This window comes from Fulvivirga maritima (genome assembly GCF_021389955.1).
Taxonomy (GTDB): domain Bacteria; phylum Bacteroidota; class Bacteroidia; order Cytophagales; family Cyclobacteriaceae; genus Fulvivirga; species Fulvivirga maritima.
In genome coordinates this window covers 5,921,997-5,945,296 of sequence record NZ_CP089980.1, presented here as the reverse complement: position 1 = coordinate 5,945,296, position 23,300 = coordinate 5,921,997, and the positions used below count along the sequence as shown (strand labels likewise).

Annotated in this window: 20 protein-coding genes; 17 read left to right on the top strand and 3 right to left on the bottom strand. The window is 37.0% G+C overall.

Features of this window, described 5'->3' with window-relative positions:
- Window positions 1–269 precede the first annotated feature (269 nt).
- The 12 genes from LVD15_RS24820 (at window position 270) to LVD15_RS24765 (ending at window position 13,502) form a co-directional block, all read left to right on the top strand.
- The gene (locus LVD15_RS24820) at window positions 270–1,259 is read left to right on the top strand and encodes a reverse transcriptase domain-containing protein (protein ID WP_233777883.1); all 990 of its coding nucleotides are present in this window, start codon (window positions 270–272) and stop codon (window positions 1,257–1,259) included.
- Window positions 1,237–1,788: a hypothetical protein gene (locus LVD15_RS24815; RefSeq protein WP_233777882.1), complete on the top strand. Its 552-nt coding sequence runs from the start codon at window positions 1,237–1,239 to the stop codon at window positions 1,786–1,788. The genes LVD15_RS24820 and LVD15_RS24815 overlap by 23 nt, the downstream gene beginning before the upstream one ends.
- Window positions 1,789–2,096: 308 nt before the next feature.
- Window positions 2,097–2,327 carry a hypothetical protein gene (locus LVD15_RS24810; RefSeq protein ID WP_233777881.1) on the top strand — a complete coding sequence of 77 codons (231 nt, stop codon included), beginning with the start codon at window positions 2,097–2,099 and terminating at the stop codon, window positions 2,325–2,327.
- Between the two features lie 312 nt (window positions 2,328–2,639).
- Window positions 2,640–3,707, top strand: a complete 1,068-nt coding sequence (locus LVD15_RS24805) for a serine hydrolase domain-containing protein (RefSeq protein ID WP_233777880.1) — start codon at window positions 2,640–2,642, stop codon at window positions 3,705–3,707.
- A gap of 205 nt (window positions 3,708–3,912) precedes the next feature.
- Window positions 3,913–4,149 (top strand): hypothetical protein, encoded by a 237-nt coding sequence (locus LVD15_RS24800; RefSeq protein WP_233777879.1) that lies wholly within the window; start codon window positions 3,913–3,915, stop codon window positions 4,147–4,149.
- 205 nt (window positions 4,150–4,354) lie between these two features.
- A complete protein-coding gene (locus tag LVD15_RS24795) occupies window positions 4,355–5,221 on the top strand; it encodes a universal stress protein (RefSeq protein ID WP_233777878.1) in 867 nt (288 codons plus the stop codon).
- 13 nt (window positions 5,222–5,234) lie between these two features.
- Window positions 5,235–6,362 (top strand): AI-2E family transporter, encoded by a 1,128-nt coding sequence (locus LVD15_RS24790; RefSeq protein WP_233777877.1) that lies wholly within the window; start codon window positions 5,235–5,237, stop codon window positions 6,360–6,362.
- Between the two features lie 17 nt (window positions 6,363–6,379).
- Window positions 6,380–7,282, top strand: a complete 903-nt coding sequence (locus tag LVD15_RS24785) for a YihY/virulence factor BrkB family protein (RefSeq protein WP_233777876.1) — start codon at window positions 6,380–6,382, stop codon at window positions 7,280–7,282.
- The gene (locus tag LVD15_RS24780) at window positions 7,282–8,349 is read left to right on the top strand and encodes a DUF748 domain-containing protein (RefSeq protein ID WP_233777875.1); all 1,068 of its coding nucleotides are present in this window, start codon (window positions 7,282–7,284) and stop codon (window positions 8,347–8,349) included. The genes LVD15_RS24785 and LVD15_RS24780 overlap by 1 nt, the downstream gene beginning before the upstream one ends.
- Before the next feature lie 201 nt (window positions 8,350–8,550).
- Window positions 8,551–12,294, top strand: coding sequence for a BamA/TamA family outer membrane protein (locus LVD15_RS24775; RefSeq protein ID WP_233777874.1), 3,744 nt, complete (start codon window positions 8,551–8,553; stop codon window positions 12,292–12,294).
- Window positions 12,295–12,299: 5 nt separating this feature from the next.
- Entirely contained in the window at window positions 12,300–13,334 is a 1,035-nt protein-coding gene (locus tag LVD15_RS24770; RefSeq protein WP_233777873.1) for a DUF6268 family outer membrane beta-barrel protein, read from the top strand.
- 12 nt (window positions 13,335–13,346) lie between these two features.
- The gene (locus tag LVD15_RS24765; protein ID WP_233777872.1) at window positions 13,347–13,502 is read left to right on the top strand and encodes a hypothetical protein; all 156 of its coding nucleotides are present in this window, start codon (window positions 13,347–13,349) and stop codon (window positions 13,500–13,502) included.
- A gap of 87 nt (window positions 13,503–13,589) precedes the next feature.
- Here the strand turns inward: LVD15_RS24765 and LVD15_RS24760 are convergent, their stop codons facing one another.
- Window positions 13,590–15,233: an AsmA family protein gene (locus LVD15_RS24760; protein WP_233777871.1), complete on the bottom strand. Its 1,644-nt coding sequence runs from the start codon at window positions 15,231–15,233 to the stop codon at window positions 13,590–13,592.
- A gap of 123 nt (window positions 15,234–15,356) precedes the next feature.
- On the opposite strand from LVD15_RS24760, the gene LVD15_RS24755 reads away from it, so the two are divergent.
- A complete protein-coding gene (locus tag LVD15_RS24755) occupies window positions 15,357–16,412 on the top strand; it encodes an endonuclease/exonuclease/phosphatase family protein (RefSeq protein WP_233777870.1) in 1,056 nt (351 codons plus the stop codon).
- Here LVD15_RS24755 and LVD15_RS24750 read toward each other — a convergent pair whose 3' ends face one another.
- Window positions 16,413–16,898: a hypothetical protein gene (locus LVD15_RS24750; protein WP_233777869.1), complete on the bottom strand. Its 486-nt coding sequence runs from the start codon at window positions 16,896–16,898 to the stop codon at window positions 16,413–16,415.
- 9 nt (window positions 16,899–16,907) lie between these two features.
- Window positions 16,908–17,060: a lmo0937 family membrane protein gene (locus LVD15_RS24745; protein WP_233777868.1), complete on the bottom strand. Its 153-nt coding sequence runs from the start codon at window positions 17,058–17,060 to the stop codon at window positions 16,908–16,910.
- A gap of 427 nt (window positions 17,061–17,487) precedes the next feature.
- Here LVD15_RS24745 and LVD15_RS24740 point away from each other — a divergent pair, with 427 nt between their 5' ends.
- From LVD15_RS24740 to LVD15_RS24725, 4 genes are all read left to right on the top strand, one after another.
- Window positions 17,488–17,862, top strand: coding sequence for a response regulator (locus tag LVD15_RS24740; RefSeq protein ID WP_233777867.1), 375 nt, complete (start codon window positions 17,488–17,490; stop codon window positions 17,860–17,862).
- A gap of 38 nt (window positions 17,863–17,900) precedes the next feature.
- Complete coding sequence (locus tag LVD15_RS24735; protein WP_233777866.1) at window positions 17,901–19,292, top strand: sigma-54-dependent transcriptional regulator; 1,392 nt, start codon at window positions 17,901–17,903, stop codon at window positions 19,290–19,292.
- A gap of 445 nt (window positions 19,293–19,737) precedes the next feature.
- Complete coding sequence (locus LVD15_RS24730) at window positions 19,738–22,833, top strand: CHASE3 domain-containing protein (RefSeq protein WP_233777865.1); 3,096 nt, start codon at window positions 19,738–19,740, stop codon at window positions 22,831–22,833.
- A gap of 10 nt (window positions 22,834–22,843) precedes the next feature.
- Complete coding sequence (locus LVD15_RS24725) at window positions 22,844–23,290, top strand: response regulator (protein WP_233777864.1); 447 nt, start codon at window positions 22,844–22,846, stop codon at window positions 23,288–23,290.
- Window positions 23,291–23,300 lie beyond the last annotated feature (10 nt).

The following is a 23,300-nucleotide window of genomic DNA, read 5'->3' as shown; positions in this document are numbered from 1 at the left end:
GGAAAATACCAATTTCCAAAGGATCCTGTAAAGGAAACACTGAGGAAAGAGTTATTAACAGTTGAAGAACTGTTATAGACCTGAAGTTGGTTATGTGATTTAATTTTCTGAGCATATTTGATGTCTTTATAAATTTTAATATAAAGATAACAATTTCTATACCTGAGAAGAGTAGCGTTGCCTCCCTTGTAAGAGGGTCAAAGCTTCGACAGAGCATGTACATTTCAAACCTGCTACTATTAGTATCTGCCCCTATTTTTATTTAAACTATGGAAATAGAAGAGTGGTTTAAAACAAAGAAGTATCCTCATATAGGTTTACCAATTACAATTAAAGATTATAATTGGGTAAAGGAATATGTAGAGAATTCTGATAGAGTTAAAATTCATAGTTTTCTTCCATTAATTCATAAATCAATAATAAGACGCAAATTTAGAGCTGATAATTCTATTATTGATTTAAATCCAAGTGGAAAGAGAAGAAGAATATTAGGGAAGCCAAAAATTAGGGATATTTTCTTTGCTTCCCATCTGGATTCACTAATCTTGTCCAAATACAATGAAATATTAGCGACCAAATACGAGAAGTATATTGAGGGGCTAAGTTTCAATGAGTCTATAGTTGCCTATCGAAAAATCCCTATATCAAAAGGGGCGGATAAGAATAAATGTAACATTGACTTTGCAAAAACTACTTTTGAATTTATACAGAGGAATAATTCAAAAAAGCTTACTGCAATTGTTGCAGATGTTACTTCATTTTTTGACAATTTAAATCATAAAATCTTAAAAACGCAGTGGACAAAGGTTTTAAAAGAAAATAGCCTACCTCAAGACCACTACAATATATTTAAAGCACTAACGAAAATAAAATACATTGAAGCCGACCAGTTATTTGAAAGTTATGACAATACAATGATGGTTGAAAGGGGAATTCCCAACTCTTCAAATAAAACTGAATATGTTAGACTAAAAATAAAAAATATCAAATTTTTCAAGGAAAAGGGGGCCAGCCATTATTGTACTAAGAAAGAATTTCTAAAAAATAATTTAAACCTTATTATCTCAAAAAACAATTCAGTTGGAATACCTCAAGGAAGTCCGATTAGTGCAACGTTAGCAAATATTTATATGTTAGATTTTGATCAAGAAATTTTTGACGAAGTTTCTTCAGTTGGTGGTTTTTATCAGAGGTATAGCGATGATTTAATAATCATTTGTGAGCAACGATATGAAGATGATAAAGTTAATCAGAGGTAAAATAGAATCCCTTGTTAATTTGAAAATCGAACCAAATAAGACTAAAGTTTTTAGGTTTGAGGAAGTGAATGAAAAATTCACTGGTTTTGAAATTGATGAAAAAACTAAAATATCAAATCATAATAAGAAGCTTGAGTATTTAGGTTTCTCATTTGATGGAGAGAGGGTGCTGATAAAAAATTCTGGTTTTTCAAAGTTTTATAGATCCATGAAAAGTACGTTCAAAAAATCGACTTCATTGGCGATTCATAGTAAAAATCCTGATAAGAGTTTATTCAAGTCAAGACTATATAAGCGTTTTACGTACAAAGGGGCGAAAAGGAAACTTATATACAGACCTTCAAAAATAGACAGGACAGTTTATGAAAGGACTAACAAATACTACTGGGGCAACTACTTGAGCTATATTTATAAAGCCAATGACTCGATGAAATCGATAAATGGAGGGGAATATATAAAAAGGCAAAGTCGCAGGTTTTGGAAGCAGTTTAACGATTTAATGAAGTTTCATGAATCTAGGCTCAAGTAAATTGAAAATGCTTTTACTTTTTCTACTCTGATACTAAACAAGTTCCCATTATTCTCAAGCTTCTGCTATCCAGTTGCTACATCGAATCTTTAACATTTACGCCAATCATTATTAAACATTCACCCTTCATTAAGACTAAGAATAGAGGAAAAAATTCTAACTGATTCAAAGCAATAACAAATCAGAAATAGGAGCACTGTTGCCGATAAAGGTCATGGAAGAAATGAAAACTATTATAGACAAACTTCATCGGTTCAAATGAACGTAATCATAAAAATAAAATGTTTTTTTGTTAAAAACGGATCACTATGGATATACAAACCAAAAAAATCCAATTCATACAAAAGTTTCTTGCTCTTAATAATGAAGCCGTCATTGATAAGCTTGAGACCTTGCTTAAGAAGGAAACTTTAAAGGAGTCAGACCAGCAAGCTAGTATCGAGCAATACAACCGTGAAATAGACGAGGCGGAAGATGAAATGGATAGGGGAGAATTTATTAGCCGTGAGGATTTCAAAAAGCAGATGGATAAGTGGTGAATGAAGATTTACCAGTAATCAATTGGAATAATTAGGCTTCAAACAACGGCATAAGTCATGATTTTTGTTCAACTTTAGCTACTACAACCCTCCCAATTATCAATAATGCCTTTCATTTACCGTGTCACATACACCATTAGCCATTGATAAACCCTAACTCCCCTTCAGTAAGCCTAAGAATAACTGCGACCTTACTTAATCAAAATTTGCTATATTTAAGTCTGTTAATCAGATGTTTAGGTGTTTTTGGGAACAGCTTGCAAGAGTAAATCCTGAAGAAAAGCAGCTATTAAACATCTTTAAAATTGCAATATGAAAGAAAGTATTTTGTCCATAGTTTTTGTGCTGTTATTGATGGGTTGTAGTGAAGAGAATGAAACACCCACAAATCAGAATGCTACTATGTATTTCCCTCCTATTTCCGGGGCGGAATGGGAAACCTCTGCTGTTACTGAGTTAGAGTGGAATGAAAGTGCAATAGAGCCTTTAAAGCAATTTTTGACAGATCAGAACACGAAATCTTTTATGATTCTGGTCAATGGTAGAATTGTGATAGAAGAATATTTCAATGGACATGCAGCCACTTCTACCTGGGAGTGGAATAGTGCGGGTAAAACATTGGTTACAGCTGCTACAGGAATTGCTCAGCAAAATGGTTTAATTGATATCAATAATAAGGTTTCGGATTATATAGGTACAGGCTGGACCAGAGCTACCGCAGAGCAAGAAGATTTAATAACAGTGAAGAATTTATTAACCATGACCTCTGGTTTGGATGATGAGCCGCAATTAGTCATTAGGCCAAATCTAACCTACCTGGCCGATGCTGGCACAAGGTGGGCATATGGTAATGTATTTCAACGCTTGATTAATGTGGTTGAAGAGGCAAGTAACACTCAGTTTGATAGTTATTTCAATAATGAATTACGTGATAAAATAGGAATGGATGGCTATTGGAATACAGGGTTAGTTTATACCATATACCACAGTACCACCCGAAGCATGGCCAGGTTTGGTCTGCTAGCCTTGAACAGAGGGCAGTGGAATGATCAGGAAATCATTGATGAAGATTTTTTTATGGAAAGCATTAACTCATCACAAAACATTAACCCTTCTTATGGCTATTTGTGGTGGTTAAATGGAAAGTCAGGATATATGATTCCTGGTAGTCAGGACGTATTCTCCGGACCACTTGTGCCTAATGCCCCCAATGATATGTATGCTGCCATGGGAGCCAATGACCAAAGAATTTATATAGTGCCTGGTAAAAACATGGTTGTAATTAGAATGGGGGAAGCAGCCAATCCTGATGATCCTAACTTTGCTGTTTCGGGCTTTGATAATGTGCTTTGGGAAAAGATAAATGATGTGATTGATTAGCATACTATGGCTAAATTAAGTCTTCATCATTTGCTCTGCTCATGCTGCTTAATGCATAAATGCCAAGCTTTAAGTTGATTTGCTATAATGTTTGAACATAGAATAATAAGTGGAAATAAAATGGTTTTTTAGATAAAAAAACTTACATTGGGTGTAACAAACTGAAAGTAATATCAGTCTGTAATTAAAACAACCATAACTTACCATGTTAAACCTTAAGCAATTATCTCTGGAGAGGATCTTCACGTTGTGTCTATTTGCTTTTTTTATTGTGGTTTCCAGTGTGTGTTGGGGAAAAATATTGAGGGGAGAGACTACAGACTGGGCTAATAAAACAGCTGAGATAAAGATTCCTGAAGCCGAAAAGCAACAGATCACTGATAACCTGGTGATATTCAATAATGCCTTGGTATTATTCGTAAAACATCTTCCAAATAAATAACCTCACCAGAAATCTTTCTGGTTCTTCTTGCTTACTTACCCTTCTTGTCGATGATTTTGGCTGAGTGTAGAATTTATTGCACGATATATGGCAATTCGCTTCTATTTAATTAGTAAAATCCCTTTATTTATTGCTCAGGCACCACATAATATGTTGGTGCGATTTTTTCTATGAACTTATTAACAATTTAAAAGACAACATCACTATGAAACGAATTCTTGTGCCTTCTGATTTAAGTGACATTTCAGAGAATGCTTTGCAAATGGCAGCAGATATTGCTGATATCACGAAAGCAGAAATTTTTTTGGTAAACTTTACAGATCATCCGTTCGGTGAGACATTTACTGCTACTGGTGAGCTCGACAAAAAGTTTAGCGACGAAGAAAACTTATTTACTGTACAGTTAGTACGGAAGAGACATAGAGACCTAGAGGTGTTAGCCACAAAATATGGATATGGTAGTGATGTGCGTGTGGTGAACTTTGAGGTGTATGGAGAAGAATTACAGGATGGCATTGATGAGTACGTTAAAGCCAACAGTATTGATTTGGTGGTAATGGGTACCAGCGGAGAGGAATCTATAGATGAGATATTCTCTGGTAACCATGCAGAGCAGGTGATAGAAAGAGCCAGCTGCCCCGTAATTACAGTGAAAGAGAAGTATGTTAAGTCAGACTTTAAAAGCATTGTTTTAGGAGTAGATGCAGAAAAGGATCGTCATGATAACTTTACGCAGGCCGCCTCATTGCTTAAAGACATAGCTGAAGGTCTGGGAGCAGAATTGCACATTGTTAACGTGGCTAAGTCAGTTCATGATAAGATTGATGTAGAGAAAAAGATATCAGCATTTACTACTCAGCATAATATTGTAAGCAGCTCTATTACTGTAATAGAAGCCGATAAAGTTGAAGAGGGTCTGATTAATTTTGCTCATCAAAAATCAGCTTCATTACTAGCGGTGCTTACACATGTAGAAGACAGCTTCTTTAGAATGTTCTCTCATAGCCTGGCAGAAGATTTAAGTATGGAATCTGACGTGCCGGTTCTTACAATAAACCTTCATACAATATAAAATAGATATATAAGTGGGCAGTATAAAAGAAGCAGAAGCTAATATGAGCTTTTCCATTAAGAAGGTTTTTTACGTCCTTGCCGTTGTTTTTGGAGTCTCAGCATTATTATTTTTTGGTAGAACAGTGATGGTGCCTATGGCATTTGCACTTCTCATTTCTTTTATACTCTATCCCATTTGTCGGTATTTAGAGACCAAAAGAGTAGGCCGTATATGGTCTATTCTTTGGACTATGCTTGGCGTGGCGTTGCTATTAGTTGGCATTATTACTTTGTTTGGCTCGCAGATAGTAAAAATCATGAAAGACTTCTCTGATTTTAGTAGTCGACTTCATGAAATTATGGCATCTCTTACTTCATTTATTAATGAAAAAGTGTCTATTCTGCCAGATGTAAGCGAAGAAGACATCATGAATATGAGCAAAGATTGGTTTAGCAGTAAGTCTGATAAACTAGTGAAAACCATGCTCAATAATACCTCAGACTTTATTACTGGCTTTGTACTCACTATTATTTACACCTTTCTGCTTTTACTTTACAGGCATGGTTTAAAATGTGCCTTGGTCAATTTTGCCGCTTCTGATAAGCAGAAAGATTATGCGCATATGATAGATAATATGCAGCATGTGGGGCAAAAGTACCTCACCGGTATGTTTACCCTTATAGTTATACTTGGAGCATTAAATAGTATTGGCTTATTACTTTTAGGCATCGATTATGCCATTTTCTTTGGCTACTTGGCAGCTTTTCTGGCCATAATACCTTATGTAGGTACTCTCATAGGTGGGGCCATTCCTACTTTATACGCATTCATGAATTATGATTCTATGTGGTACCCTCTGGGTGTAATACTTATTTTCTGGTTCATTCAGATTTTAGAGGGCAATTTCCTTAATCCTAAAATAGTGGGAGGCAACCTTAATCTAAATGCATTAGTAGCCATTATAGCACTGATTATAGGAGGCTCCGTATGGGGTGTTGCCGGTATGATTTTGTTTTTGCCTTTTACGGCAGTATTAAAGGTAGCTTGTGAGCACTACAAACAGCTAAAACCTGTTAGCTACCTTTTAAAAGATGACCTTTATCAGACTGATGATACAAATCATCTGGAGAAAAAGGTGAAAAAGATATTTAAAAAGTGAGGATAGCCAAATGGATCATGGATTATTGGAAAGTTATAAAAAACACGGTAAAAGAGTTTATTGCCGATGATCCGATGAGCTATAGCTCATCCATCGCCTTCTACACTATATTTTCCCTCCCTGCCATTTTAATAATTACAGTATCTATAGCCAGCTCTGCTTATGAAGATCAGGTGGTGCGTAATAACCTCATGGAGCAGATTCAAAATTTATTTGGAGCTACCAGCGCCAGTGAAATAGATAAAATAATGGCTAACGCTGATGGGTTGGGGGATTCCATACTGGCAAAAATAATTGGAATAGGTACGCTCGTTTTTAGTGCTACCACCGTATTTGTATCCCTGCAAAATGGTTTGAACTGCATTTGGGGTATCAAACCCAAGCCTGAAAAAGGATTTATTAAGTTTATTGTTAATCGGCTGCTTTCTTTAGCCATGATCATCAGTATAGGCTTTTTGCTTTTGGTGTCTTTGGTGGTAGATACCCTCATAGTGGTGTTTAATAACATACTATCAGAGCTCTTTAGTGGAGGCACATATTATATTATTTCTGCGGTTAACCTGGGCTTTTCTTTAGCTATCATAACCTTGGTTTTTGCCATGATCTTTAAAATTCTTCCTGATGCTAAAGTGGAGTGGAGAGATGTATGGGTAGGAGCTTTTGTAACTACTCTTTTATTTACGCTGGGTAAATATTTAATTGGTTTTTATCTGGGAAATAGCTCTTTGAGCAATGCTTATGGGGCGGCCGGTTCGCTGGTGTTATTGTTAGTGTGGGTGTATTATTCTTCGGTTATAGTGCTGTTTGGTGCTGAGTTTACCTTTGTTTATTCCAGAGAGATAGGTCATAAAATTAGGCCAGATAAAGGAGCGGTAATAGTGAAGCAGGTAGAATCAGAAGAAGGAAATGTAAATGAATAATGAAAAAATCGATTAAAATACTTTTGGTAGTTGTGTTGGTGCTGATAGGAGTTCGTATTTATCTGCCATACTGGATCACGGATTATGTAAACAAAGTGCTAGATGAGGTGCCCGGATATAGTGGTTCCATAGAAGGTGTAAGCTTACGATTATATAGAGGAGCTTATCAGATAGAAGGGCTTAAAATGGAGAAAACCGGTGAAGATATTCCAGTGCCTTTTTTAGATATTGAAAATATAGATTTATCAGTACAATGGGGAGCGTTGTTCAAAGGTAAAATAGTGGGAGAGGTGGAGTTACTAAAGCCCAAAGTCAACTTTGTGGTAGCGGTAGCTGATAGTACCCAGGCAGAGCAGACTGGTGTAGATACCGACTGGACCAAGCCTATAAAAGACCTGATGCCTTTGCAGATAAACCATTTTTCAATAAAAGATGGTACTTTGGCTTATCGCGATTTCAGTAGTGATCCTAAGGTAAATATTTCTATTGATAGTCTACAGCTTCAGGCTACCAACCTGGGCAATGCTGACCGCGAAGAAGGTACGCTGCCTAGTGATATTAATGCTACCGCCACATCAGTAGGAGGGGGAGTACTTACCTTGAAAGCCAAAGCTAATTTACTAAAAGAAATTCCGGATTTTGATATGAATGCTAAGTTTGAGGGCGTTTATATGCCAGCTCTTAATGATTTTGCCAAGGCTTATGCTAAGCTGGATTTTGAGAAGGGTACTTTCAATCTATACACAGAAATGGCCGTAGCAGATGGCCAGTTAGAAGGGTACATAAAGCCTGTGATGAATGACTTGCAGATTGTGGATTTTTCTGATGACAAGAAAAAGCCTTTGAAGCTGATTTGGGAAGGCTTTGCTGATCTGGTTAAAGAGATTTTTGAAAACCATCCGCATGATCAGTTTGCCACTAAAGTGCCTATGAAAGGTGACTTAAATAATCCTAAGACTAAAATATGGCCTACCATAGGCAATATCTTTAAAAATGCCTTTATAGAAGCTATCAAGAAAAAGACGGATGATACCGTTTCTTTTGATGATGTGGTAGAAGACAAATAGTAAAATGGGTAAGCAGATGTGTGGAATAACTTACACACATCTGTTTACTACCAAACCCTATTTTGTAGGCAGAAATCTCTTCTCAATTAAAATAAAAAAGGCCGTTATCGCTTAGCGGGCATTCAAAACGATAATTTCATAATACTTACCATAGTCCGACATGGTATTTGCAATCAGGTATGATAAATTTTAAGATACCGGATGGACAAAGACTACTTAGGTAAGTATTCACTACCCTTTCTTTTTTTACTTATTCTTGCTTCTTGCAGTACCGTAAAACCCTACTACGGAAAGTCATATAGAGGGTGGAGGAATTTCAATATGCCTGATGCTCAGGTTGATCATACAGTTTACCTCATAGGAGATGGAGGGGACGTACCTACTGATGAGATGACCCCACTGCTAAAGCTGCTCAGAAAGAACCTTAGGCAGGAGCCAGACTCTGCAAGTACCGTAATTTTCCTCGGAGATAATATCTATGAAAGAGGCCTGCCAGAAGCTTCTGCTTATAATAGAGAGGAGAAGGAAGATATTATGAAAATGCAGATGGATGTGACTCAAGGTTATAATGGCAGGATCATAATCATACCCGGAAACCATGACTGGGATAAGAGCGGGCCAGAAGGGCTTTTGGCAGTTAACAGGCAGGAAGAGCTGGTGGAAGAATATTTGAAAGACCATCATCAAAATGTATTTCTACCTGATAATGGATGCCCCGGACCTGTAGAAATTTCAGTAAATGAACATATGACCATCATAGTGTTTGATGTGGAATGGTGGCTTAGAAAATATGACAAGCCTCGTGCTCCGGAGAATGGATGTGGCGTGGAGGATCGGTTAGACTTCTTTATTCAGCTAGAAGATATGATCAGGAGAAATGATGGAAAGCACGTGCTGCTGGCCACTCACCACCCCGTAATAAGTAATGGAAACCACGGTGGCCATTTTAACTTCATGGATAATATTTTCCCTCTTCGTTTGGTAAGAGATCACCTGTATGTGCCACTTCCGGCCATCGGTTCTTTATATCCAATTTTAAGAAAATCAGGAGCGAGCAGTCAGGACATACCCAGTAGCGACTTTCAGGATTTTAAAAAGGCTATGATGTCTATTATTGAGCAAAGGAGCAATATTACATATGTAGCTGGTCATGATCATAACTTGCAGATGCATAAGGAAGGGTTAATGAATGAAATAATCAGTGGAGCGGCTTCTAAGTCTAACTTCGCTGCTAGAGGATTTGGCGCCGCCTATGTACAGCAGACGGCAGGTTTTGCCCGGTTGGTGTATTATAAAAATGGCCAGGTTTGGGTGGAGTTTTATACTGCCAATGAGGAACACCCTGAAGGAATACTCACCTTCCGAAGTTCACTTTATTCACTAAATCCTGAGAAAACTCCCGCGGCTGATAAAACCAATGTGCCAGATTATACTGACAGTGTAAAGGTAATGGCCGCTAACCCGGAGTATGATAAGAATAAGATAGGACAGTTCTTTTTCGGTAAGCATTACAGAGAGGAGTGGACTACACCAGTGAAAGTACCTTACATTGATTTGAAAAGCTATAAAGGAGGTCTAACTCCTATAAAGAAAGGCGGAGGAAAGCAGACTATCTCTATACGGTTTATTGATGATGACAGTGTGCAATATAACCTGCGTTCTATAGATAAGTTTCCGGCCGGGGCTATTCCTGATGTTTTTAGAGATACCTGGGTAAATGATTTTGTAAAAGATCAGATTAGCACGGCGCATCCGTACGGAGCATTAGCTGTGCCCGATATGGCAGAAGCTATAGGTATTTATCATACAGAGCCGGAGCTTTATTATACTCCATTTACACCTTATTTGGGGCCTTATATTAATGACTTTGGAGGAAGAATGGGCCTGATGGAGATTCGTCCTGATGAAGATTTAAGCGCTTACAAACGCTTTGGTTTTTCTAAAAATGTAGTGAGCACTACTACGCTTTTTGAGCACCTGAAAGAAGATAATGACAATGAAGTAGATGCGGATATGTATCTGAAATCACGATTTTTCGATATGCTCATAGGTGATTGGGACAGGCATAATGACCAATGGAGATGGGCTGAATATGAAAAGGAGGATAAAGGTTCAATATTCCGACCAGTTCCAAGAGATAGAGATCAGGTGTTTGTGCTTTATGATGGGGCTATACCCTGGCTGCTAAGCAGAAAATGGGCTTTTAGAAACTTTAGCGATTTTGACTATGATATCTCTGACATAAAAGGTCTTAACCGTTCGGCCATCAATCTCGATCATGCACTGCTGAGCGAGCTAGATAAAGATGCATGGATGTCCACAGCTAAAAACATTCAAAAGGAGCTTACTGATGAAGTGATCGATAAAGCAGTGAAACAATTACCGGAAGAAGTGTATCCATTTTCTGGCCCTGAGATAGCCGCTAAACTCAAATCTCGAAGAGATCATTTGCAGAGATATGCCAGTGAATACTATAATTACTTGTCTAAAGAAGTAAATGTGGTTGGGAGTGATAAGCATGAATATGTAAAAGTGGAGCGCTTGAATGATGATGAAACCAGAGTGCAAATGTTCAAAACTTTTAAAGGTGGCGAAGTAGATAAGTCAATTTATGACAGAACATTTTATACCTATGAAACTGATGAGATAAGGATTTTTGGAAGAGACGGAGAAGACAAAGTAGAGATCACCGGAAAGGTAAATGATGGCATCCTCATCAGGGTAGTAGGTGGTAAGGAGAAAGAAGATGAGTTTATTGATGAATCATCAGTAGCTGGGCTGAGTAAGAAAACCATTTTCTATGATAATAAGGACAATGAGCCTAACATGAAGCCCGGTAAAGAAACACGGGTAATCACCTCAAAACATGAATGGGTAAATGCTTATGAGCGAGATAGCTATCAATATAATTATACGGGGCCGCGTTTATTTGTGCAGTATAATGTAGATGATGGCCTGTATCTGGGAGGAGGAGCCAAACTGGTGACTCATGGTTTCAGAAAGGATCCTTTTAAAGCCAGTCATAGTCTTTTGGCTAACTACGCGGTGAATACAGGGGCTTTCAACTTTCAATACGAAGGTGTATTTAGCTCAGTATTGGGGCATCACTGGGATGTTACCCTAGATGCCAAAGCCAATGGCCCTAAATATGTTTTCAACTACTTCGGCCAGGGTAATGAAACGGAGAACGATAGAAGTATAGATTACTATAGAATTCACATGAACAGCATCAAGTTTAAACCAGCTGTGGTGAAAAGGTTTTCCAGTGTATTTAAAGTGGGAGCAGGACCTAATTATGAATACATAGACGTAGAAGAAAATAGCGATAATATTTTGGCTACTGATATTATTAATAATCCCGAGGTTACAAGAGGAGGGAAGTCATTCCTGGGCTTTAATTTTTTCACCGAAGCAGTGCTGGCAGATCATCCGGTGAATCCCGAAAAAGGAATGAAGTGGAGAAATGAAATTAACTATTATAATGAGCTTGATGGTGGTTTTTCTGAATTCACCCAATATTCAACTGATTTGTCAGTTTATTTTACTCCTAACTTACCTATCAAGGTCACTTTTGCTTCCAGAGTGGGGGCTGCCACTAATGTGGGAGACTACTATTTCTACCACTCCAACTTTGTAGGTAATCTGGAAAATTTAAGGGGATTCAGAAGGACACGATTTGCGGGTAAAACTAGTTTTTATAATAACAATGAAGTGCGATTTAAGCTCTTCAGACTAAGAAATAATCTAATCAACGGCAACTTTGGTTTGTTTGGCTTCTTCGATCAGGGACGCGTTTGGAGTAAAGAAGGAAGTTCTAATAAAATGCACCGATCTTACGGACCGGGTGTTTATCTACACTTTTTCGAAGTGTTCTTACTCTCAGGTTCTTATGGTATCTCTGATGAGGATCAATTATTCACATTTAAAGCAGGATTTTTATTTTAAAATATATGAGAAAAATAGCAATTATGGTCATAATGGGGCTGATAGGATTTCAGTCTTTAGCACAAGTAGATGTAGACACTGATAAAGACGAGGAAGATGACTGGCCCTCACCCAATGTCACTAATATGATGCCCCGAGGTATAGTGCTTCGGTATACTCCTGTAGTGGGTTATGATATTGATACCAAGAGTAAAATAGCTGGCCTGCCCGATTCTGAGGGAGAAGTGAGCCATTTGAATAAGTTCCGTTTTAAAATTAAAATTCCTATTGTGCTTAGGGATAGGAGTAACTTCATCATAGGCTTTGATTATGCTCAGAGCGAATACAAGTTTAAGGGTGAAGAGTATAAAGATTATCCGCTATATCAATCTTTGAATGATAAAGATCTTAGATCTCGCGTGGTAAAGGCTTATTATAATCATGCTTTTGATAAAAAACACTTTATATATGTGCGGGCATCAGCAGCATTTAATGGAGATATCAGTGATGATGATATTCCTTTTTATAATTTCGCTAACTACTCTTTAGCTACCATTTACGGATGGCAAAAAAGCCCGGATAATGCCTATGGTGTAGGCCTTTATCTGTCATATAATCTGGGTAGACGAAGTATTTACCCAGTGTTTTTGTGGAATAAAACCTGGAATGAAAACTGGGGTTTTGAATCGAAATTACCCGCTGATTTTAACTTAAGATATAATGTGAATAAAAAGCAACGCTTCTTCTTCGGTTATGAAGTGAGTGGCGATAGCTATAACATAGCCCTAGACTATGAGCAGCTGGCACGTTTCAATGATTTACAACTTAGAAGATCAGATATTTTAGCTTCACTAAGTTATGAGAGAGCGATAATTAGCGATTTTATCTGGTTAGGTCTATCGGCCGGGTACAGGTTTAACCTCCGGTTTGATATTGCTGAAGATAATTCTTTTAACCGTGATGAAATACTGGAAAACACGGTTACTCCCAGTCCTTACTTTGAGGCCATGTTATTCTTTACACCAAGCCAAACTATTAAAAACATATTTTTAGACGAATAAACCTTAACAATTATGGAGATATTAGTAATCATACTGTACGTAATCATATCTATAGCGATATTATTTGGGGTGATGTTCTTTATTCGCCGAAAAAGAGATAAAGACTCTGGCAGAAGTACATCGCACAAAGTAGATGACATAAAAGCCGAAGAGAAAACAGGCCGTTAAATATAATATACGTTGATCATTAAAAAAGCCTTATGAACTCTATGTTCATAAGGCTTTTTTATGCTTTATAAATGCTTAAGATGTTTTTTAGTTTACATTAATCTTTTCTTCCGGAGCTTCTATACCTGTGCTGGACCTAAAGCCTGTCAGCAGTGATTTCCACCAGTAATTAAATATCGACTTCTTTTTATCTCTTTCAAATGAGATATCACCCACTCTGAATTTACCATCATCTTTTGAGTTATCAGTTTTCACTACAAAGGTATTGGCTATAAAAGATTTGATGTTTTGTCCCAGCCCTTTACTGGTATGATCGTCTTTATCGAGCGTGTTAATTTTAAGGTTTTCATACTCAAAATACATCTTACCATCAGAGCTATTGTTATTATAAGTGAAATTAAAATCAAGGTTCAGAAGCTTTCCTTCTCTAATTTTTGTAAAGCCTACATACTCTATCATAGGGTTAATGCTGGATAGCTCCATAGGTTCCATGCTTCCGGTTACGGAGTATGGTTCACCTTCATCCGTAATGGGGAATTTAAAAGACGCTTTCAGTAGCCCTTCACCCATAACATTACACTGCGCATCCATTTGGGCGGTGTAATTAATTTTTTTAAGCAAGGCACTGTCAGTGTTAGTGAAATGATAAAAAGAGGCGTAGAGGTTATCAAAGTGTACTCTGCCAGGACCTACAGCCTTTTTGATATATTCTTGATATTCAACTCTGGCATCTTTTACCATAATAGTGTCAATATTCACCTTTACGGGAAGTTTAGCTACAAAGTCCTTAAAGAGCTCAGTATTCGGTTTATCAGGGAAAGGCAGTCTTTTATCTCTAAAAATCAAAGCATTTAGCCCATTTACAGTTATAGCGCCCGCATGGTAAGTAGAATCATTAAAAATCTCTTTAAAATTAATATGTTTTATAGCTATTGATTGATTACTAATGTCCATCCAGTCTATTTCATGACCTACTGCCAGCCCCAAATCAAACTTGCTATATTGTGAGGTGATACTGGCACTATCAAGCATTAAACTGCTGTCTTGCAGGCTTAAGCTGAGTTGTTTCAGATTTATTAAATAAAGGCTGTCTGGCTTATAGGCTATGTTTTTCATGTCAAATAGGAGTGTCTCCATATCAAAGAAGTTGTATTCATGAGCTTCAGTGGAGTCAGTCTTAAGTTTGGTAAGTTCAAAGTTAAACTCAGCCTCTAGCATAGGGTTAGCCAGTGAACTATCTGCATGTAGTATTTGTATTTGGCCATCGGAGATAGCAATTTTACCTATTTTCATTTTAGGGAGCTTAGGTCTGCTTTTGGCAGTGGAGCTACTGTCTTGCTTATTCTTGGCCTGTTGCTTATTAATAAGCTGAATTTTGGGCTTAGAAAGGTGTATATTATTGATAGATATCTTTTTGTTCAGTAAATAGGTAATAATGCCTATACCTGTAATCTCCAGCTGATCAGTAGAAACTTTATAACGGCTGCTGCTATCTGCTTGGTGGTCTATAGAGAGGTTAGTAATGCTAAAATTTCCGCCGCTCAGATCTATCGAGAAGGAATCATACTGCAAATTCCACGGACTATTGCTAAGGGAGTCTAGTTGTTCGGTAATTTTACCTCTTACATAAGGCTTAGCATATTGTTTTACTAAAAAAATACCAGTGCCTATTAGCACTATCAGCACTACTGCAGTGATGATTATGATTTTACTACTTTTCTTTTTTCGCAAGTTGATTAATGTTTTATTATTATAGGGTAAAATTCATGCCATTTAGAAATCCTTAAAAAATGATAACCAAAATGGTTGCTCACTGTTTAATGTGGAGATAATTCCTCAAAAAAAACATATTCAATGCTAACAACTATTATCATAGTACTTTCGGTTATAACCATAATAGGAACCTTCATAAAGTTATTGAAGGAAGATGCCTGGTGGATTCGCTTTTTTGATTTTCCGCAAGCGCAACTCGCCGTTTTAGGTATGCTCTGCTTAGTAGGCCTTATTTTGGAACTTGATTTTAATATATGGTGGCATTTTGTACTTACCCTGGTGCTTACTGCGGCTACTGTTTATGAAAGCATAATAGTTTTTCCATATACCTGGCTGGCCAATAAAGAATCTAAGAGGATAAATGATGTAAGCGATGAATGTACTCTAAGTCTAATGATCAGTAATGTGTACATGTATAACCGAGAATATCAAAGGCTGGTAAAAGTGGTGAAAGATACCATGCCGGATGTATTGATTATGGTGGAGACAGACCTTAAATGGGAGCATGGAGTGAAAGAAATTGAGGAATTTTACCCTTATACTATTAAATATCCGATTGACAATACGTATGGCATTTTAATGTATTCTAAGCTGCAGTTGCAAGGTTCAGAGGTGAAGTTTATGGTGGAAGAGGATATTCCTTCTATACATACTTATGTTAAGCTCAGAAGCGGTGACTTAATAAAGCTGTATGCCATACACCCTGAGCCGCCAAGCCCTACAGAAAATGAGCGTTCTACTGAGCGTGATGCTGAACTTTATTTGGTAGCCAAAGAGGTAGAGCAGGTAGAAGGACCGGTAATAGTGGCCGGAGACCTTAATGATGTGGCCTGGTCTCATAGCACAAGAATTTTTCAGCGCATAAGCAGGCTGCTAGATCCGCGGAAGGGAAGAGGCTTCTTTAATACTTTCAATGCTAAGATTCCAATATTAAGATGGCCGCTAGACCATGTTTTTCATAGCACAGATTTCCGATTAGTAGATATTCAAAGGTTGCCAGCCATAGGTTCAGATCATTTTCCTATGTATATAAGACTAGCATATTCGCCTGATAGACCTAATGATGAGCCGTTAGAAGATCCTGCTGAAGAGGACGAAAGAGAAGAGGCAAGAGAAAAAATAAGGGCAGCGCTGTAATTAGCGGTGCCCTTCAAAAATATTGAATTTGCAGTCGAACTTCATGCATGAATAAATTTCCATCAGATGCCGCTCTAGTGGCGAAGTGATCTCTAGAAATATCACATGCATGTTCATGATAATGTTTTTAGCCTTTTTGAGATTAGGAGTTCCTAATTTTTTGTTAGTATATAACTCATACTCTTTAGCTATCTCCCAAGCCAGGTGAGCCTGATACTTAGTATACCCTTTCACCTGGTAGCTTAGCCTGTTCACCACTTTTTCTGAAGTGCCTACATAGATCACTTCATCATTTTGAATGAAAGCATATAAGCCCTTGAAGTCAGAAACTCTGCCTATCTTTTTTATCACATTTTTTTCTCCTTGCCCTTTGCCAAAAAGGGTCTTTACCGGAAAAGGATGTTTTACCAAGGACTTAAGCATTTCCATTCTTCTGGGTAGAATGTCCTGAGCATAATCTTCAAAAGAAAGTTCGAAATTTCTCATACTGTAGATTTATAGTCGCCTACCCGAGATGAGTCGGAATAAGATAGCTATAACTGCAAATACTAATAGTACATGTATTAAAGCTCCAATGCTAAAGACGAAAAATCCTAGAAGCCATCCTATTATTAGGATCACAGCTATAATATAAAGTAAATCACTCATAATTGTATTAAGATTTAGTTTTGATTGAAGTTAAATATGAAAATCCTGTGCCATAGCCTAATTGTTAATTGATAATCCTTATTAGCTCTTTCCTTTATTAGGGGTGAGAACCCCACACCTCCTAAGTGTGGAATTAAATACACACTTTTAATCTCTATTGCCTAACTTAGCCAAACCAAAAGGTTGATTTTGAGCTTTAAATGCGCATGGTTTAATTGGTATAAAATTTTCATTAGCCGGATTAGTAAATAATGGTAAACAAAATGATGATTCTAAACATTATATTATCACTGTTCCTTGGCTTTGCTGTTTTCATAGTTGCAGTTTGTATCCTTTCAAAACTCATTTTTAGGAAGGTAAATGTGAAGGAACACATAAAGAGAGGTGGAAGAATACAAATTTCTTAACTTTTAAAGATGATTACGTTTTGAAGAAAGAGCAGATACTAGTAGTGGATGACGAAGTTGAGATATGCTTGCTACTGTCAGGGATGTTAAAAAAACTGGGTTTTCAGACCACCTACGCTCATAGCGTAGAGGAGGGAGCAAAAAAAATAAAGGCAAATAAGTATGATCTTGTTTTCTTAGATCTCAACCTGCCAGATGGACTAGGTTTTCATCTTATTCCCAAGGTTTTAGAAGAAAACAAGGATTCCAAAGTGATAATAATAAGCGCTTATGATGGTAACATAGAAAGACAAAGGGCAACTGCAGAAGGTGCTGACTTCTTTATTCCCAAGCCATTTAATAAGAAAATGATTATGGATGCCCTCGAAGAATTACATGTGACTTACTCGTCATAACCATTACAAATTGATTGAATATACTATAGACTAACCCAATGGAGAAAATACTGATAATAGATGACGATAATGACATATGTCTGCTTCTTAATAAATTTTTAACCAAAAAGAACTATGAAGTAGACTACGCCAATACTGGTGAAGAGGGGATAAGAATACTTAAGAAAAAAACATTTGATCTGGTAATAAGTGACTACCGATTGCCAGATGAAGATGGTATAAGCATACTACGAAAAATAAAGATAATAAGCCCTGAAACTGCCGTAATCATCATTACCGGATACTCAGATGTGCGCATAGCCGTACAAACACTTAAGCATGGAGCTTATGATTATGTAACCAAACCTTTATATCCTGATGAAATTTTAGTTACCGTAAAGGAAGCTATAAAACAAAAGAAAGAGCAGAACGATCATGAGCCTGCCAAGGGGAGTTCAGGAGCTAAAAAAGTATCTCCTAATAAGAAGAAAAATTTTGTAGCAGGAAAGAGTAGCCAGTCAGAAATAGTACATAAGCATATTACGCTTATAGCACCTACTGATATGTCTGTAATCATAACCGGAGAAACAGGTACAGGAAAAGAGTTTGTAGCTAATGAAATTCATAATAAAAGTAAGCGTGTAGATAAGCCATTTGTGGCTATTGACTGTGGTGCGTTACCTAAAGAACTTGCTGGTAGTGAGTTGTTTGGTCATATGAAGGGAGCTTTTACTGGTGCTTTGGCAGATAAGCCAGGTAGTTTTGAAATAGCTAATGGAGGTACACTCTTCTTAGATGAAATAGGAAACCTATCTTACGAAAACCAGATCAAGCTTTTAAGAGTGTTGCAAGAGCGCAAAATTAAGCGTGTAGGTGGTGTGAAAGACCTGGATATAGATGTAAGAGTGATTGCCGCTACAAATGAAGACCTGAAAGAAGCTGTAAGAAACGGTAAATTTAGAGAAGACTTATACCATAGGCTTAATGAGTTTAGAATAGAGCTGTCTCCTTTGAGAGAAAGAAAGCCTGATATTCTGATTTTTGCTCGTCATTTCTTAGAATTGGCTAATGCCCAGTTAGATAAAAATATAGAAGCTTTTGAGCCTGAAGTAGAAGAGAAATTGAAGAATTACTACTGGCACGGAAACCTCAGAGAGCTTCAAAATGTAGTGAAAAGGGCTGTATTACTATGCCAGTCAGATAAGGTGAGTTTAGAATGCTTGCCATCAGAAATTATTTCTCCTGATTATCTTACCGCGTCTTTAAGTAATGGTGAGCCAGCTAGTACTGATGTAACCAATCTTAAATCTGTCTCAGAAAATGCTGAAAGAAATGCTATTATTAGCGTACTGGAAAAAACCGGTTACAATAAAACCAAAGCGGCAGAAGTTTTAAATATTGATAGAAAAACACTCTACAATAAGCTAAAAGCTTACGATATAAACATTTAAATATCATTTGTGCATAGGGTGATTTTTATATCATTGCCCTGTGCGTTTATTCTCTTTATATAACTCAATGAATTTTGAGATTTTATAAGTGATAATATTTTTTAGCCTTAGTATGAAATACATAATTAATCACACCTCGTAATCATTGGCTTTTCTTATGGGTAATTTCTTTTCTTTCCCAAACCATGCAATGTTGAAGCAGCGGGTAGAACTATTGTTAGGGCTTAATTTACTTTTAAAGGGTAGCTTTCATCGGTATTTTTTTAGCACTGTTATTTTTGGATAATTTTCTGCTCCGTATTAAATGTCAGAGCATGACCGCTTTTGAGTTGATAATTCAGTCTTTTTATGAGTATATTATTACAATAAGTAAATATCAGTAAGTATATGTATGTGGAATAAATTCTACATACATGAGGAAAATTGCACACACTTAATATTATTTATGAAATCAGTTAAATCTTTTAGGGTCATATTTGGGTTGGTAGTGGCTATAATGCTGGCCATATCATATCTTACTTATAGAAGTTTGAATAACATGATCCAGGATGCACAAGATGTAGAGCACACCAATGTGGTGATGAGAGAACTGGAAAAAGTTATTTCTGAAGTTAAAGATGCTGAATCGGCTCATAGAGGCTATCAGCTTACCTCTGACTCTGCCTTTCTAGAGCCTTATTTTAATAGTAAATGGATAGCCTTATCTAAGATAGACCTTGTAGATAGCTTGGTAAGTGATAATGCAAGGCAGAAAACTAGGGTTGATAGTCTTAGGGAGCTTGTAATTAATCAGTACAGCATCATAGAAAATATCATTGAGGATATGTCTACTAAGAATCAGTTTGAAGCGACTGAAAATACACTTCTTGCAAAAGGCAACAAGAATATGGCGGCTATTCGTAAGCAGGTAGATACAATGACTGATAGTGAATGGAAGCTATTAATAGCACGTACTAATCGCCAGGATTATAGTAGTATGGTTACCCCTCTGCTCATTTTTATGAGTTTTATACTGGCCATAATAGCTATAGCCTATCTATTTACGCAGCTATATAAAACCTTAAGAATAAAAGTGCTGGCAGAGCATGAATTAGAGAATAACCTTAAGCAAATAAGCCAAGAGGTAAATGAAAAAATGAGAGCCAGAGAGTCATTACAAAAAGTAATGGACAGCTCTCCTAATGGTATTCTATTTATGGAAGCAATCCGTGAAAACGGTGAAATAGTAGATTTCCGCTATCAGCTGGGTAACCGTGCGGTAGAAAGATTATTACAAAGGCCATTAGAAAGCTTTTTAGGAAAAACTCTGCTAGAAGAATTTCCTTCAGCTCTGGAGTCTGGTGCTTATGAAAACTATGTTGATACCACAGACAGGGGAATAGCTCATAGCATGGAGACATTTTACAATCCTAATGAAAATCATGAAATATGGATTGAAGAAAGTTGCGTAAAGCTAGATGATGGTTGTGTTATCACCCTTGTAGACACCACCGTGCATAAAAAGGCCAATTTTATTATAGAAGAAGGACGTAAAAAGTTTGAAGCTATTTTCAATAACACCTTTCAGTATATCAGTTTATTAGATTACCGAGGCGTTATAATGGAAGCGAATGAAGCCTTCTTAGATTTTGGAGGCTTCGAACCGGAAGATTTGATAGGGCATAATCTGTGGGATGTTTCTTTGTGGATACAATCTTCAAAAGTAACAGAAGATATCAGGGAAATATTTAATAAGGCGCAAAGCGGAAATTTTGTTAGAGAAGAGGTGAGCTTGCTTGATAGTGAAGGAATCACGCGTACGGTTGACTTCTCTTTAAAACCAATTTTTAATGAAGGAATGGTGTCTTTAATTGTATTTGAAGGCAGAGATATTACTGAATTGAAATTTGCTGAAGAAGAACGTTCCTTCGTATCTCAGCTTAACCTAATTATTGCAGACTCAAGCACTTTCGATGAGGCGGTAATCAGCGTGTTTGAGAAAATAAGTCAGCGATATAATATGGATTATGCTGAAGTGTGGCTGCCATTTGAAGGGCAAATGTACTTATCAGAGTTACACTATGCTGTTGATGACTCTTTTGAAGAGTTACATACCAATAATTTAAGGCTGGATATTAATAAAGGGGAGGGGATGATTGGCCGTGTTATGAACACCCTGGAGATGGAGTTTATAGAAGATATTTCTCAAGCCACTAATGAGGAGTTCATTAAAAAGCACAAAGCCGCTGAATATGGACTGAAGATGGTGTTTGCCGTGCCTATTATATTTAATAATGAACTTATCCTTACCGCTACTTTCTTTTCTAAAGATAGCTCTTCTGACATAGATCCACTTAGAAGAACTATTTTGCAAGTATCATCATCAATAGGGGCATTATTAATTAAAAAGAAAGTTCATGATGATTTAGAGAAGAATAATAAAATTCTGGCCTCTGCAGAGCACATTGCTAACATGGGTAGCTGGGAGTGGTATTTGCCTAAAAATTCAGTAAAATGGTCTTCTGGAGTGTATAAAATTTATGATAGACCTGCTTCTTTTGTTCCTACCTACGAGAGTTTCTTTGTTAACCATATCCATCCGGAAGATTTAGCAAGGGTTACGGAAGAAATAGAAAAAGCACGAACCGAAATTACTGGTTATGATATTGTATTCAGGCTGGTGGGTAATGGCGGCACTATAAAATATATAAGAGCACTAGCCACCTATGAATTAGATGAACTGGGCCGTTTAGAAACATTTTATGGTGCTATTCAAGATATTACTCAGCAAAAGAATTTTGAATATAATCTGGTTATTAAAAATGAAGAGTTACAGAAGTCAAATGAAAACCTTGAGCAGTTTGCCTATGTGGCTTCGCATGATTTGCAGGAGCCTTTAAGAAAGATTCGCGCCTTTGGTGATAGATTGGTGACTAAATATGAAGCCGTGCTGGAGGAAAAAGGAGCCGATTACATCAGTAGAATGCAAAGTGCAGCGGCTCGTATGCAGTCTTTGATAGATGATTTACTGAAATATTCAAGAGTAGCCAGAAATCAGGAGCCATTTAAGCCTATTATACTCAACGAGCTTGTAGATGAGGTGAAAGGAGATTTGGAAACTCGCATATTAGAAACAAAAGCTACAATAGATGTAGGCGAATTACCAGAAATAGAGGGTGATAGCTTACAGTTAAGACAGCTGTTCCAAAACCTGATGAGTAATGCTCTAAAATTTACTCCGCCGGAAAGAATGCCACACATTGAAGTGAGTGCAAATGCCATTACTGGCACACAAGTTCAAAAGAAATATAATTTTAATGTCGATTCTTCTAAACAATTTACGGAAATAAAGATTAGTGATAATGGAATAGGCTTTGATAAAAAGTATTCTGATAGAATTTTCAATATCTTTGAGCGTTTGCATGGTAGGAATGAATTTCAGGGAACAGGTATAGGCTTAGCTATATGCTTAAAAGTGGTTCAAAATCACAATGGCCTTATTTCCGCTGATAGTGTAGAAGGAGAAGGAGCAACATTTACAATAGTATTACCTTTAAAATAATTAATAAAAGATGTCAGAAATAGCTAAGACTATCACCATTTTAATGGCAGACGATGATCCGGATGATCGTATGCTGGCTCAGGAAGCCCTTTCCGAAAACAGACTGGCTAACGATTTACATTTTGTGGAGGATGGAGAACAATTATTAGACTTTTTGTATCAAAGAGGAAAGTATGCAGAATCTCCACGTCCAGGCTTAATATTACTGGATTTGAATATGCCTAGAATGGATGGGAGAGAAGCGCTCAGGCATATTAAAGGTGATGCCGACTTACGAAGAATTCCCGTTATAGTGCTCACCACCAGTAAGGCAGAAGAAGATATTGTAAGAAGTTATGACCTTGGGGTTAACTCTTTCATTTCTAAGCCTGTCACTTTCGATGAATTAGTAGATGTAACAAGGAAAATAGGTGATTATTGGTTTGGGATAGTGGAGCTGCCTAAAAATGCCAAATAGTATTTAATAA